The sequence below is a fragment of the Achromobacter sp. CF-sbj1-Ac2-l genome (genome assembly GCF_052698165.1).
On record NZ_CP199855.1, the window covers coordinates 2,885,577 to 2,899,772 of the forward strand.

14 protein-coding genes are annotated in these 14,196 nt (G+C 65.0%); 8 read left to right on the plus strand and 6 right to left on the minus strand.

The annotated features are described in order from the left end of the window. The first annotated feature begins 68 nt into the window (after window positions 1–68). On the plus strand, window positions 69–950 hold the full coding sequence (locus tag ACUDCK_RS13140; RefSeq protein WP_116791204.1) for a MipA/OmpV family protein: 882 nt from the start codon (window positions 69–71) through the stop codon (window positions 948–950). Between the two features lie 80 nt (window positions 951–1,030). On the opposite strand, the gene ACUDCK_RS13145 is transcribed toward ACUDCK_RS13140, so the two are convergent. From ACUDCK_RS13145 to ugpB, 4 genes are all read right to left on the minus strand, one after another. After that, window positions 1,031–2,119: a sn-glycerol-3-phosphate import ATP-binding protein UgpC gene (locus tag ACUDCK_RS13145; protein ID WP_054502599.1), complete on the minus strand. Its 1,089-nt coding sequence runs from the start codon at window positions 2,117–2,119 to the stop codon at window positions 1,031–1,033. A 48-nt stretch (window positions 2,120–2,167) separates the two neighbouring features. Beyond that, a complete protein-coding gene (ugpE, locus tag ACUDCK_RS13150) occupies window positions 2,168–3,019 on the minus strand; it encodes a sn-glycerol-3-phosphate ABC transporter permease UgpE (protein WP_006386445.1) in 852 nt (283 codons plus the stop codon). A gap of 18 nt (window positions 3,020–3,037) precedes the next feature. Further along, entirely contained in the window at window positions 3,038–3,919 is an 882-nt protein-coding gene (ugpA, locus tag ACUDCK_RS13155) for a sn-glycerol-3-phosphate ABC transporter permease UgpA (RefSeq protein WP_006386446.1), read from the minus strand. A 233-nt stretch (window positions 3,920–4,152) separates the two neighbouring features. Next, entirely contained in the window at window positions 4,153–5,466 is a 1,314-nt protein-coding gene (gene ugpB, locus ACUDCK_RS13160; RefSeq protein WP_049073546.1) for a sn-glycerol-3-phosphate ABC transporter substrate-binding protein UgpB, read from the minus strand. A gap of 193 nt (window positions 5,467–5,659) precedes the next feature. Between ugpB and proC the strand changes: the two genes are divergently transcribed. From proC to ACUDCK_RS13195, 7 genes are all read left to right on the plus strand, one after another. Continuing rightward, complete coding sequence (proC, locus tag ACUDCK_RS13165) at window positions 5,660–6,493, plus strand: pyrroline-5-carboxylate reductase (RefSeq protein ID WP_054416640.1); 834 nt, start codon at window positions 5,660–5,662, stop codon at window positions 6,491–6,493. 26 nt (window positions 6,494–6,519) lie between these two features. Further along, on the plus strand, window positions 6,520–7,044 hold the full coding sequence (locus ACUDCK_RS13170; protein ID WP_063581743.1) for a queuosine precursor transporter: 525 nt from the start codon (window positions 6,520–6,522) through the stop codon (window positions 7,042–7,044). A 395-nt stretch (window positions 7,045–7,439) separates the two neighbouring features. Continuing rightward, entirely contained in the window at window positions 7,440–8,555 is a 1,116-nt protein-coding gene (locus ACUDCK_RS13175) for a branched-chain amino acid ABC transporter substrate-binding protein (RefSeq protein ID WP_175167869.1), read from the plus strand. A gap of 191 nt (window positions 8,556–8,746) precedes the next feature. Then, window positions 8,747–9,673: a high-affinity branched-chain amino acid ABC transporter permease LivH gene (gene livH / locus ACUDCK_RS13180; RefSeq protein ID WP_049073549.1), complete on the plus strand. Its 927-nt coding sequence runs from the start codon at window positions 8,747–8,749 to the stop codon at window positions 9,671–9,673. Then, window positions 9,673–10,908, plus strand: a complete 1,236-nt coding sequence (locus ACUDCK_RS13185; RefSeq protein ID WP_175167868.1) for a high-affinity branched-chain amino acid ABC transporter permease LivM — start codon at window positions 9,673–9,675, stop codon at window positions 10,906–10,908. Before livH ends, ACUDCK_RS13185 begins: the two co-directional genes overlap by 1 nt. Beyond that, window positions 10,905–11,672, plus strand: a complete 768-nt coding sequence (livG, locus tag ACUDCK_RS13190; RefSeq protein WP_049073551.1) for a high-affinity branched-chain amino acid ABC transporter ATP-binding protein LivG — start codon at window positions 10,905–10,907, stop codon at window positions 11,670–11,672. Before ACUDCK_RS13185 ends, livG begins: the two co-directional genes overlap by 4 nt. Next, a complete protein-coding gene (locus tag ACUDCK_RS13195; protein WP_049073552.1) occupies window positions 11,673–12,374 on the plus strand; it encodes an ABC transporter ATP-binding protein in 702 nt (233 codons plus the stop codon). It abuts the gene before it with no gap. Between the two features lie 572 nt (window positions 12,375–12,946). Here ACUDCK_RS13195 and ACUDCK_RS13200 read toward each other — a convergent pair. Together ACUDCK_RS13200 and ACUDCK_RS13205 are read right to left on the minus strand one after the other, a co-directional pair. Then, window positions 12,947–13,396: a lysozyme inhibitor LprI family protein gene (locus ACUDCK_RS13200; protein ID WP_240806502.1), complete on the minus strand. Its 450-nt coding sequence runs from the start codon at window positions 13,394–13,396 to the stop codon at window positions 12,947–12,949. 95 nt (window positions 13,397–13,491) lie between these two features. Continuing rightward, the gene (locus ACUDCK_RS13205; protein ID WP_233639140.1) at window positions 13,492–14,181 is read right to left on the minus strand and encodes an aspartate/glutamate racemase family protein; all 690 of its coding nucleotides are present in this window, start codon (window positions 14,179–14,181) and stop codon (window positions 13,492–13,494) included. Window positions 14,182–14,196 lie beyond the last annotated feature (15 nt).

Here is a 14,196-nt window from a genome sequence, read left to right on the forward strand (position 1 = left end):
GCCGCGGCGTGACCGAGTTTTTCCCCCAACCTCGTTTCCCGGATGTTCTTATGAAGCGAAATCTCCCTATGTCCCTGATGCAGCGCCGCGCCGGCGCGGCGTGTTTGCTGGCCAGCCTGCCGGTGTTGTCGTTCGCCGCGGGCGGCCAGCAGGTCGCCGACAATTCGGTCTACGGTTCTCGCGGCGCCAGCTCGCGCGGCATCGAGGTCGCTACCGGCACCGAGAAACCGGCCGACGAGTGGAAGTTCTACGGCACGCTGGGCGTCGGCTATGCGCCGCGCTACAGCGGCAGCGATGAAAGCTCGGCCCTGCCGATCGTCGGCCTGGGCATTCGCAGCCCGAACGGGTTCTTCCTGGACACCGCGCACGGCCTGGGCTGGGAGACGCAGGCGCTCAGCAGCACCTTCCGCTTCTATCTCGCGCCCAGCGCCTCGCGCAAGGATCACAAGAAAGGCTTCGAGGGGTCGAACAAGCTGCGCGGCATGGGCGACATCAAGAGCCGCGCGCAGATCGGCATGGACGCCGAGACGCAATGGGGTCCGGTGACGCTGTCGGCCACGGTGGCGCACGCGTTCAAGAAGGGCGACGACCGCGACGTGGGCAGCGCCTACACGCTGTTCAACCTGGGCGCCAGCACCACGGTGTACGAAGGCTCGGCCGGCTCGGTCTCGCTGGCGTTGAGCGGCAACTTCGGCGACGGCAACTATATGCGCACCTGGTATGGCGTGAGCGACCGCCAGTCCGCCAACTCGGGCTACCGCCGCTACAACCCCAAGGGCGGCCTGGAAAGCATCGGCCTGGGCGCGACCTGGGCGCTGCCGTTGAGCAAGTCGTGGTCCTGGTCGGTGGTGGGCGAAGCGCGCCGCCTTTACGGCGACGCGGCCGACAGCCCCATCGTGAAGGAGCGCAACCAGTACTCTGTCGGCACCATGGTGACGTACACGTATTGAGCGGGAAGGGACCCTTTCCCGGACGGGAAAGGGCGGGGCGGGCCAGCCGGGCGTATCGCCGCCGGCCCCGCCGCGATGGATTACAGCCCTTGCACGCGGCGGCCGGTGTCGGCCTCGAACCAGTGCAGCGGGTGACGGCCGTCAGGACCGACATTGACGCGGTCGCCGACCTTGGCCGAGGACTCGGACAGTTGGCGCGTGGTGCAGCGCACGACCAGCGTGGTCTTGCCGCAGCGGCAGTGGACCAGTTGTTCGGAGCCCAGCGTTTCGACCATCTCGACTTCGGCGGGCACGCCCTGGGTGTTCAGCAGCATGTGCTCGGGGCGCATGCCCATGATGACCTTGCGGCCGCGCACCGGCGAAGGCACTTGCAGCGGCGAGATCTCCAGCGCCAGGCCGTCGGCGGTCTGCACCGTGCCGTCGCCGGCCACGTTGACTTCCATCAGGTTCATCGGCGGCGAGCCGATGAAGCCGGCCACGAAGGTCGAGGCGGGCTTCTCGAACACTTCCATCGGCGTGCCGATCTGCTCGGGCACGCCCTGGTACATGACGATCATGCGATGCGCCAGCGTCATGGCCTCGACCTGGTCGTGCGTCACGTACAGGCTGGTGGTGCCCAGGCGGCGGTGCAGCTTCATGATTTCCAGGCGCATCGCCACGCGCAGCTTGGCATCCAGGTTCGACAGCGGCTCGTCGAACAGGAACACCTTGGGTTCGCGCACGATGGCGCGGCCCATGGCCACGCGCTGGCGCTGGCCGCCCGAGAGGGCGCGCGGGCGGCGGTCCAGCAGGTGGGTCAGTTCCAGGATCTGGGCGGCGGCGTCGACGCGCTTCTTGATCTCGTCCTTGGAGAACTTGCGGATCTTCAGGCCGTAGGCCATGTTCTCGAACACGGTCATGTGCGGGTAGAGCGCGTAGTTCTGGAACACCATCGCGATGTCGCGTTCGGCCGGCTCGAGATTGTTGACGACCTTGTCGTCGATCACGATTTCGCCGCTGGTCACGGTTTCCAGGCCCGCGACCATGCGCATCAGCGTGGACTTGCCGCAGCCCGAGGGGCCGACGATGACGATGAATTCACCGTCCTTCACATCCATGTCGATGCCATGGATGACCGGCACGTTGCCGGCGTAGGTTTTCTTTACGTTGCGAAAGCTGAGAGTAGCCATGAGTTATTCGTATCGGAGTCGTTGTCGGGTAGGCGTGATGGGCAATCTTCACTTTTCAGTGTCGACCAGACCCTTGACGAACCATTTCTGCATCAGGATGACGACCAGCGCCGGCGGGATCATCGCCAGCATGGCGGTGGCCATGGTGATGTTCCATTCGGTCACGCTGTCGCCGCCGCTGATCATCCGCTTGATGCCGATGACGACGGGGTACATGTCTTCCTGCGTGGTCACCAGCAGCGGCCACAGGTATTGGTTCCAGCCGTAGATGAACTGGATCACGAACAGCGCGGCGATGCTGGTCTTGGACAGCGGCAGCAGCACGTCGCGGAAGAAGCGCACCGGGCCGGCGCCGTCGATGCGGGCTGCCTCGATCAGCTCGTCCGGCACCGTCAGGAAGAACTGGCGGAACAGGAACGTGGCCGTGGCCGAGGCGATCAGCGGCAGCGTCAGGCCGGCGTAGCTGTTGAGCAGGCCCAGGTCCGCCACCACCTTGTAGGTGGGCGCGATCCGCACTTCGACCGGCAGCATCAGCGTGACGAAGATCATCCAGAAAAAGAACATGCGGCCGGGGAAGCGGAAATACACCACCGCGAAGGCCGACAGCAGCGAGATGGCGATCTTGCCGATGGAAATCGCCAGCGCCATGATCAGGCTGACGTACATCATGCGGCCCACCGGCGCGCCGGACGAGCCGCCGGAGGAGCCGCCGAACAGCGCCTGCATGTAGTTGTCGACGAAGTGCGGACCGGGGATCAGCGACATCGGCGCGGAGGCCACTTCCTGCGCGGTCTGGGTCGACGCGACGAAAGTGACGTAGAGCGGAAAGGCCACCATGGCCACCCCGCACAGCAGGATGACGTGGGCCAGAATATCCAGCCAGGGACGGCGTTCAACCATTGTTATCTGCCTCGAAAATCAATACTGCACTTTGCGGTCGACGTAGCGGAACTGCACGACCGTCAAGGCAATCACAATGAACATCAGCACCACCGACTGGGCCGCGGACGAACCGAGGTCCAGGCCGCGGAAGCCGTCGCTGTACACCTTGTAGACCAGGATCGAGGTCGAGGTGCCGGGGCCGCCCTGCGTGGTGGTGTCCACCACCGCGAAGGTGTCGAAGAAGGCGTAGATGATGTTGACCACCAGCAGGAAGAAGGTGGTGGGCGACAGCAGCGGGAAGACGATGCTCCAGAAGCGGCGCGACGGGCTGGCGCCGTCGATCGCGGCGGCTTCGATGAGCGAGCGCGGAATCGACTGCAGGCCGGCCAGGAAGAACAGGAAGTTGTACGAAACCTGCTTCCAGACGGCGGCGATCAGCACCAGGATCATGGCCTGGTTGCCGTCCAGGCGCGGGTTCCAGTCGACGCCGGCCTGGCGCAGGGCCACGGCCAGGATGCCGACCGAGGGCGAGAACAGGAACAGCCACAGCACGCCGACCACGGCGGGCGCGACGGCGTAGGGCCATATCAGCAGGGTCTTGTAGAGCCCGGCGCCGCGGATCACGCGGTCGGCCATGACGGCCAGCAGCAGCGACACGCCCAGGCCGACCACCGCGACCAGGATCGAGAATACCGCCGTGACACGGAAGGAATCGAGGTAGGCCTGTTGCGAGAACAGCTCCATGAAGTTGTCGAGACCGACGAACTCGGAGGACAGGCCGAAGGCATCTTCCAGCCGCATCGACTGCCACATGGCCTGGCCGGCGGGAAGGAAGAAGAAGACCACGGTAATGACGATCTGCGGCAGGAGCAGCAGATAGGGCAGCGTCTTATGCCCGAAGACAACACGTTTTTCCATAGGGGGGACCCAAGGTACGAAAAGCGGCGGTTGGATTAACCGCCGCCTGGTGAAACAGCCGCCGGGGTGGGCCGGCCGGCCTGCGGCGCGAATGCGCCGGAACTCATAAAAACACGATAGGCTTAAAGCCCCAAAAAAACCAGGGCTTTAAGCCTTGTTCGCCTTGGGCAAGTCCTTGTCGCACAAAGGGAATTGTGCGGCGCGGGACTCGCCGGCAAGCCCTGCAACGGGCGTTACTTTACACTCTTCTCGAACTTTTCCAGCAGCTCGTTGCCGCGCTTGACGATGTTCTCGGCGCCGTCCTTGGCCGAGACCTTGCCCGACACGATGCGTTCGATTTCAGCGTCCTCGATTTCACGGATCTGCGGCAGGAAGCCCAGGCGCAGGCCGCGCGACTGCGCGGTGGTTTCGACGTTCAGCTGCTTGACGCCGACTTCGGTGCCCGGGTTCTTGTCGTAGAAGCCTTCCTTCTTGGTCAGCTCGTAGGCGGCCTTGGTGACGGGCACGTAGCCGGTCTGCTGGTGCCAGCGGGCGGCGATTTCCGGACTGGCCAGGAACTTGAAGAACGCGGTCACGCCCTTGTAGGTTTCCGGCTTCTTGTTGGCGAAGACCCACAGCGAGGCGCCGCCGATGATGGTGTTCTGCGGGGCGCCCTGCACGTCGGCGTAGTAGGGCAGGGTCGAGGTGCCGAATTCGAACTTGGCGTTCTTGGCGATGTTGGCGCGCAGGCCCGACGAACCGGTGATCATGGCGCACTTGCCGCTGATGAACAGCGAGTTCGGCTCGTCGCCGCGGCCGCCGTACATGAAGATGCCTTCCTTGCCCAGCTTGGCCAGGTTTTCCAGGTGGCGCACGTGCAGCGGGGTGTTGATGGCGATGCGGGCGTCCAGGCCGCCGAAACCGTTGTCCTTGGTGGCGTACGGCACGTTGTGCCAGGCCGAGAACGTTTCCAGCTGGACCCACGACGGCCACGAGGTGGTGTAGCCGCATTCCTGGCCGGCGGCCTTGAGCTTCTGGCCGGCGGCGGCCAGCTCTTCCCAGGTCTTGGGCGGCTTGTCGGCGTCCAGGCCGGCCTTCTTGAAGGCGTCCTTGTTGTAGTAGAACACCACGGTCGAGCTGTTGAAGGGCATCGACACCAGCTTGCCGTCGGCCGACGAGTAGTAGCCGGCCACGGCGCCGATGAATTCCTTCGGGTCGATCGGGTTGCCGGCTTCTTCCGACATCTGCTGCACCGGCTTGATGGCGCCCTTGGCGTACATCATGGTGGCGGTGCCGACTTCGAACACCTGGAGGATGTCCGGGGCGTTGCCGGCGCGGAACGCGGCGATGCCGGCGTTCATCGACTCACCGTAGTTGCCCTTGTAGACGGCCTTGACCTGGTAGTCGGGGTTCTTCTTGTTGAACTCGTCGACCAGACCGTTCACGCGGTCGCCCAGCGCGCCTTCCATCGAGTGCCAGAACGTGATTTCGGTGGCCGCGTGCGCGGAAGCGCCCGCGAAGGCCGCCATGACGGCGGCAAAGGTGAGGGCAATTCGGTGGGATCGCATGAGAGGTTTCCTCCAGTTGGGCGTGTCGCGACCGGGTTGTCCGGGCGCGGAAAACACGTCACCTTATGAATTGTTTGTGACAAAACCGTGACTTTCACATCACTTAAAACGCCTGTCAAATTGCGCGTTTTAGGCGCGAACGAACATTTTCTTTTTTTTCCCGCCGGAACAGGCCGGTTTACAATCGCATGCTATGAAAAACGAACTTTCGATTGCGTTCATCGGCGGCGGCAACATGGCCGCCGCGCTGGCTTCCGGTCTTGCGGGCAAAGTATGCCCCGCCGGGAGCATTCATGTCATTGACATTAACCAGGATTCGCACGCCGCCTGGCAGGCCCGCGGCATGACCACCGCGACCGCCCCGGACGAGGCCCTGGCGCGCTGCCGCGTGTGGGTGTTCGCGGTCAAGCCACAGAACATGAAAGACGTTGTGGCTTCCACGCGTCAGTGGTTGCGCGACGACACTTTGGTGGTAAGCGTGGCGGCCGGCATCCGCGCCGATACGCTGGCCGGCTGGCTGGGCACGCCCGAGGCGCCGTGGCGCCGCCTGGTGCGGTGCATGCCCAATACTCCCGCGCTGGTCGGCGCCGGCATCACCGGCCTGGCGGCGCTGGATGGCGTGGGGCAGGCCGACCGCGACCTGGCCGCCACCATGCTGGCCAGCGTCGGCGAGGTGGTGTGGGTGGCCGACGATGCCGCGCTCGACGCCGTGACGGCGCTGTCGGGCAGCGGTCCGGCCTATGTCTTCCTGTTCCTCGAAGCCCTGATCGCCGGCGGCCAGAAGGTCGGCCTGACGGCCGAGCAGGCGCGCCAGCTGGCGCTGGGCACGTTCGCGGGCGCCACCAAGCTGGCGGCCGAATCGTCCGAGCCGCCGTCGGTGCTGCGCGAGCGCGTCACCTCCAAGGGCGGCACCACCGCCGCGGCGCTGGCCGCGTTCAATGCCGCCGGCTTCGCCGGCATCGTCGAGGACGCCATGGCCGCGGCCGCGCGGCGTTCGCGCGAGCTGGCCGAGGAGTTCGGCAAGTGAGCGTGGCCAAGGCGCGCTTTGCCCCCATGAGCCGGGCGCAGTTCGGCATCGCCGTGCTGTGCATGCTGCTGGTGGTGGTGGGGTCGAACATCCTGGTGCAGGTGCCGCTGAACGACTGGCTGACCTGGGGCGGCCTGTCGTATCCGGTGGCGTTCCTGGTGACCGACGTGCTCAACCGGCGTTTCGGCCCCGCGGCCGCGCGCCGGGTGGCGTGGTTCGGTTTCGCCGCCGCGCTGGCGGTGTCGGTGTGGGTGGCGTCGCCGCGCATCGCGCTGGCCTCGGGCCTAGCCTACATTTGCGCGCAACTGGTCGACATCCAGGTGTTCGACCGCCTGCGAGACCAGCGCTGGTGGCGCGCGCCGCTGGTCTCGGGCGTGCTGGGCGCGATCCTGGACACCGCGGTGTTCTTCAGCGTGGCCTTCGCCGCCACCGGCACGCCCTGGGTGACCTGGATGATGGGCGACCTGGCGATCAAGCTGGCCGTCAATATCAGCATGCTGGCGCCGTTCCGCGCCCTGATGTGGAACCTGGCCAAACCGGCCAACGCCTGATTTTCGAAAAAACGGCGATTATTATTAACGGGATAATCATTATCCGTAAGACTCGCGTAAGCACTGTATGAAAATGCGAAGTCAAACGATGTATTAATGATTATTCATATAAACCGCCTGCCATGTTTTTGCCCGCGGCGCCATGCGCTATCGCAGGCGCCGCGCGGATTTCTCCTGCGTTTTCACGCACTTGTCGCGGTAATCCGTCACGATTAAAGGTTTGTCGTGAAATATTGGGGATTACACGCAGTGACAGTATGTCGGCTTGCTTCCAGAATACCGCCCACACCGTGTTTTTGCCCAAGAAGCCGGCGACGCGCGATACGGGTTGCGGGGTATCCACCCGACAGGCCGGATCGAACAGAGCCGCTCAAAACCTCGCTGGAGAACTCCGCATGAAGTTTCTGCATCGCCTTACCCCGGTAGCTATGGCATTCGGGGCGCTTGCCCTGGCAGGTTCCGTGCACGCCGCCGATACGATCAAGATCGGCATCCCGCAGCCCATGACGGGCCCCAACACCCAGTATGGCGACCAGATCCAGGCTGGCGCGCTGACTGCCATCGAGACCATCAACGCCAAGGGCGGCGTGAAGGGCAAGAAGCTCGAACCGATTCTCATCGACGACGGCTGCGAACCGAAGCAGGCCGTGCCGGCCGCCAACCGCGTGGTCAATTCCGGCGCCAAGTTCGCCGTGGCCCATGCGTGCTCGGGCGTGACCGTGGCCGCCGTCAACGTCTACGAACAGGAAGGCATCGTCGGCATCACCCCGGGCGCGACGTCGCCGCTGGTCACCGACACGATCAAGCCGCACTTCTTCTTCCGCACTATTGGCCGCGACGACCAGCAGGGTCCGTACGCCGCGCGCTACATCGCCAACACCCTCAAGCCCAAGAAGGTCGCCGTGCTGCACGACAAGCAGACCTACGGCTCGGGCGTGGCCACCCAGGTCAAGGACACCCTGGCCAAGGAAGGCGTGAACGTGGCGCTGTTCGAAGGCATCAACGTCGGCGACAGCGATTACTCGGCCATCATCACCAAGCTCAAGTCGGCCGGCGTCGACCTGGTCTACTTCGGCGGCTACCACCCCGAACTCGGCCTGCTGCTGCGCCAGTCGCGTGAACAGGGCCTGAAGGTCCAGTTCATGGGTCCGGAAGGCACGGCCAACCAGGATCTGGTGGCGATCGCCGGTCCGGCCATCGAGGGCCTGCTGGTCACGCTGCCCGCCGACTTCACCAAGCTGCCGGGCAACGAAAGCATCGTCAAGGCCTTCAAGGACGCCAAGCGCGATCCGGACGGCGCCTTCCAGATGCCGGCCTACGCCGCGGTGCAGATCCTGGCCGACAGCATCACCGCGGTGGGCGAAGACCCCGCCAAGGTCGCCGACTACATGCACAAGACCACGTTCAACACCGGCATCGGCAAGGTCGAGTACGACGCCAAGGGCGACCTGAAGAACTTCGAGTTCGCCGTTTACAAATGGGACAAGAACGGCAAGAAGACCCAGCTGTAAACTCCCGCGATTCCGCCGGCGTGTTGCCGGCGCGTAGGGCCTGTCGTCGTCGTTGTGCCGTAATCCGCGTAGCGATGCGCCAAAAGCGCTGTGCGGCCGGCATGCGGTGACCACAGGCCCTTAAAATGCGCCCAGGTTTCCGGCTCCGGGTCTCTCTACCGGAGCCGGAACTATTTGGAGCAAGAGAAATAATGTCCGACCTCATACCCCAACTTACCCAGCAATTCTTCAACGGATTGTCTCTGGGCGCGATCTACGCGTTGATTGCCATCGGCTACACAATGGTCTACGGCATCATCGGTATGATCAACTTCGCTCACGGCGAAATCTACATGATCGGCGCCTATGTCGGCCTGGTCACCCTGACGGCCATCGGCACGGGCAGCGGCCTGCCGGTTCCGTTCATCATCGCCGCCATGCTGTTGGTGGCCATCGTCGTCACCGGCATCTACGGTTTCAGCGTCGAGCGGGTCGCGTACCGCCCGGTGCGGGGCAGCCCCCGCCTGGTGGCGCTGATCTCGGCCATCGGCATGTCGATCTTCCTGCAGAACTGGGTCGCCCTGGGCCAGGGCGCGCGCGACATGGCGGTGCCTTCGCTGGTGTCCGGCGCGGTGCAGTTCCACATGGGATCCGACTTCGATGTGACGGTGCCGTATTCGCGCATCATGATCATCCTGGTGACCGTGGTGCTGATGATCGGCCTGACGCTGTTCATCAAGTATTCCCGCATGGGCCGCGCCTCGCGCGCCTGCTCGCAGGACATGCACATGGCCAACCTGCTGGGCATCGACACCAACCGGGTGATCTCGTTCACCTTCGTGATGGGCGCGATCCTGGCGGCGGTGGGCGGCGTGCTGATCGCCATCACCATCGGCAAGCTCAATCCCTTCATCGGCTTCCTGGCCGGCATCAAGGCCTTCACGGCGGCGGTGCTGGGCGGCATCGGCAGCATCCCCGGCGCCATGCTGGGCGGCGTGCTGCTGGGCCTGGCCGAAACGTTCGCGGCAGCCTATATCTCGTCGCAGTACAAGGACATCGTGGCGTTCTCGCTGCTGGTCCTGATCCTGCTGTTCCGTCCCACCGGGCTGTTGGGCAAACCTGAGGTGGAAAAAGTCTGATGTCGAACAACAATCTCAAAAACGCCACCATGGCGGCGGTGCTGACCGCCGTCATCGTCACCCCCGTCTTCGGCCTGCAACTGATCCGCCAGGGCGCGCGCACCTCGATGGAGTCGCATTGGTCGCTGGTGGCCATCGCCGCCGCGGTCGTGTTCGTGTTCCAGTTGCTGCGGCCCTGGATCGCCAAGCCGTTCCAGAGGCTCAAGAAAGACCTGCCGACGCTGCCGTCGGCGCCGGCCAAGAACCACAAGCTGTTGATGCTGCTGATTTTGGCGGTGGCCGTGACCTGGCCGTTCTTCGCCGGCCGCAGTTCGGTCGACATCGCCACGCTGGTGCTGATCTACGTGATGCTGGGCCTGGGCCTGAACATCGTGGTCGGTTTCGCCGGGCTGCTGGACCTGGGCTTCGTCGGCTTCTATGCCGTCGGCGCCTATACCTACGCCTTGCTGTACCACTGGGGCGGCTGGAGCTTCTGGGAGGCGCTGCCGTTCTCGGGCGCCATGGCCGCGCTGTTCGGCTTCATCCTGGGCTTTCCGGTGCTGCGCCTGCGCGGCGACTACCTGGCCATCGTGACGCTGGGCTTCGGCGAAATGATCCGCCTGCTGCTGATCAACCTGAACACGCTCACGGGCGGTCCGGACGGCATCTCGGGCATTCCCAAGCCGTCGGTTTTCGGCCTGGAGATGACGCGACGCGCCAGCACGGAAGGGGGCACCACGTTCCACGACTTCTTCGGTCTGACCTTCCAGAACCAGCACATGGTGATCTATCTCTACATGATGGCGCTGCTGCTGGCGCTGATCACGCTGTTCGTCTCCACGCGCCTGATCCGCATGCCGGTCGGCCGCGCCTGGGAGGCGCTGCGTGAGGACGAGATCGCCTGCCGTTCGCTGGGCCTGAACCCGACCCGCATCAAGCTGTCGGCATTCACGCTGGGCGCGACCTTCGCCGGCTTCGGCGGCGCCTTCTTCGCGGCGCGCCAGGGCATGGTCAACCCGGAATCCTTCACCTTCATCGAATCGGCGCTGATCCTGGCCATCGTGGTGCTGGGCGGCATGGGTTCGCAGATCGGGGTGATCCTGGCGGCGGTCCTGCTGACGGTGCTGCCCGAGCTGGCGCGCGAGTTCGCCGAGTACCGGATGCTGATGTTCGGCCTGGTGATGGTATTGATGATGATGTGGCGTCCGCAGGGGTTGTTGCCCATGAAGCGTCCCCACGTGGAGCTGGCTAAATGAGCGAGGCATTGCTGAAAGTATCCGGACTGACCATGCGCTTCGGCGGCCTGCTGGCCGTCGATAGCGTGGCGTTCGAAGTCAAATCCGACGAGGTGTTCGCCATCATCGGCCCGAACGGGGCCGGCAAGACCACCGTGTTCAACTGCGTGGGCGGCTTCTACGCGCCGACGGCCGGCGATATCGTGATGGACGGCAAGTCCATCACCGGCCTGCCGAGCCACAAGGTGGCGCGCCACGGGCTGGTGCGCACGTTCCAGAACGTGCGGCTGTTCAAGCAGTTGACGGTGCTGGAGAACCTGCTGGTGGCCCAGCATACGCAGGTCGAATCGCGCCTGCTGCCCGGCCTGCTCAAGCTCAAGTCCTATCGCCAGTCGGAGGCCGACGCGCTGTCGCGCGCGGCGCAGTGGCTGGATTTCATGGGGCTGCGCGAGTATGCCAACCGCGAGGCCGGCAACCTGGCCTATGGCCACCAGCGCCGCCTGGAGATCGCGCGCTGCATGATCACCAAGCCGCGCCTGTTGATGCTGGACGAGCCGGCCGCCGGCCTGAACCCGCAGGAAAAGCGCGATCTGCAATCGCTGATCGACCAGTTGCGCCGCGAGTTCGGCGTGGCGGTGCTGCTGATCGAGCATGACATGAGCCTGATCATGGGCATTTCCGACCGCATCCTGGTCATGGAGCACGGCAAGCCCATCACTACCGGCACCCCCGAGCAGGTGCGCAACGACGAGCGCGTCATCAAGGCGTACCTGGGGGAGGAATAAATGCTGAAGCTGGAAAACATTCACACGTTCTACGGCGCCATCCAGGCGCTCAATGGCGTGTCGGTGGACGTCAACAAGGGCGAGATCGTGACCCTGATCGGCGCCAACGGCGCCGGCAAGACGACGCTGCTGATGACGGTCTGCGGCAATCCGCGCGCCAAGGAAGGCAAGATCACCTTCGAGGGCGAGGACATCACCAACAAGGACACGCACCACATCATGCGCAATGGCATCGCCATTTCGCCGGAAGGGCGCCGCGTGTTCAAGGATCTGACGGTGGCCGAGAACCTGATGATGGGCGGCTTTTTCTCCAAGCGCGAGGAGATCCAGGCGGGCATCGACCACGTCTATGGCTTGTTCCCGCGCCTGAAGGAACGGGCCAGCCAGCGCGCCGGGCTGATGTCGGGCGGCGAGCAGCAGATGCTGGCGATCGGGCGGGCGTTGATGACGCGGCCGCGCCTGCTGCTGCTGGATGAGCCGACGCTGGGGCTGGCGCCGCTGGTGATCGCGCAGATCTTCGACATCATCCGCGAGATCCGCGAGCAGGGCGTGACGGTGTTCCTGGTCGAGCAGAATGCCAACAAGGCGCTGCAGGTGGCGGATCGCGGGTATGTGCTGGAGAACGGGCGGGTCGTGCTGCAGGATACGGGGGCGAATCTGCTGGTCAATGATCAGGTGCGGAAGGCTTATCTGGGCGGGTGATTCGAATTACGGTTTATTCCCCGCGAAGGGAAATTTGGGCGCTACTGAAAGGGGCGCCCTTTTTTTTCGTTGGGAGTGGCGTGTCTTCGTAGGTCGCCCGAGGCGGGCGGCGCCCTGGCGAGGCGCGCCAACGATTGCGGTCCGGAGCGTTCGCTCCGGACTGCCCCGTCGTCATCTTCGTCACAGCCTGCGGCTGCTCCTTCAGATTCCCTCGGGCGCATCGACGGCGCGCCTCGCCAGGGCACCACCCGCCTCGGGCTGCGGATTGCGAGGCTTGTCGCGCTGCTGGAGCGTGGGGTAAGGGGCGGGTTTTGCGGGGCCCGCAAAGATCGGCCGCGCGGGCGGCCGATCTTTGCATACGCGGTGGGTTTGCGTCGGGAGGATGACGCTGCGCGCGGGGGGAGGGGGTGACCCGCCGGGGAGGGGGGAGAGAGGGATTGCCGAACTGCGCCGAGCATGGAGCTCGGACGATATCGAATTCAACGGTTAGCAGCCTTCAATCTCTGGCACTGGGATCGGGGCGCCTGGGCTTTCAAATAGCAGGATTCGACGACGCCGGAGCGCGTCGCGTATTACTTGTCCGCGGGGCCTAGCGCTTCTGCCCAGTTCTTTTTCATGGCGGCGATGCGGGCCTCGTAGGCGGATTTCAGGCAGGCGGCGTCGGGGCAACGGTCGCGCACGGTGGTGCGCCATTGGGTCTGCTCTTTTGCCATGGGATCGCGCCATTCACCGGTTTCACCGTCACGGCCTGCGGTTTCGGCCTGGATCTTGTCGTAGAGATCCTTCACCTGGTCGTCCAGCCTGGATAGCGATGGGTCGGCGCAGATCAGATGTTCGACATGGGTTTTCGCGGCCTTGCAGTCGAAGCCCGCGGCGTGGGCGGCTTTGACTGGCAGGAACGGGGCGCTGGCGAGGACGGCGCAGAATGCCGCGTGCAGGATCGCATGTTTGCCTTGAGCGCTTTGCCGGCGCCGGCCTTTCATGATGCTGGTCGGCATTGCCGCGAGAACGGGGTTGCGCACGTCCTTCACTCCTGGATAGTCCGGGGCCACCGACAGGGTGGCCCACGGATCGATTCTCCCGGTTGTCGCGCGGTCGCGCAACTCGCGGGCCTTGCCTATGCCGCGATGCGTTGCTCGGGCTGGTCGGCCAGGTAGTGGGCGATGGCGGCGCGGGCCAGGGCGTCGATGGAGTCGGTCAGGGTGATGCCGAGGCTGGGACGCAGGGCGTGGGGCACGGCCAGGGGCAGTTCGGTGCAGCCCAGGACGACGGCGTCGGCGCCGCGGGCCTTGAGGCGGGCGATGCAGTCGGCGGCGGGGGCGAAGGCGGCTTCGAGCTGGTTGCCCTTGACGGCGCGGATCGAGGCCATGCAGTAGCGTTCGACTTCATCGTCGTCGGGGACGATGCATTCGTAGCCCTGGGCTTCGAGGTGGCGCTGGTAGAGGCCGAGCTTGAGCGTGGCGGCGGTGCCCATCAGGCCGATGCGGCCCTGCTGCAGGCCCAGGCGGCGCAGGTCGTCGATGACGGCCTGGATGATGTGCAGCACGGGGCGCTGGGTGGCGGCGGCGATGTCGTCGTACCAGAGATGCGCGGTGTTGCAGGGGATGGCGATGAGCTGGGCGCCGGCGCGTTCCAGGAAGCGCACGCCTTCGACCATGTAGGGCAGGGGATTCTCGCCGCCGGCCATGTAGGCGCTGGAACGATCGGGGATGCGCGGATCGTTGCGAAGCAGGGTGGGGATGTGCTGCTGGTCCGCGTCGGCGGGCGTGAGCGCCGCGAGGCGGAGCGCGAAGGCGGCGCCGGCCATGGGGCCCATGCCGCC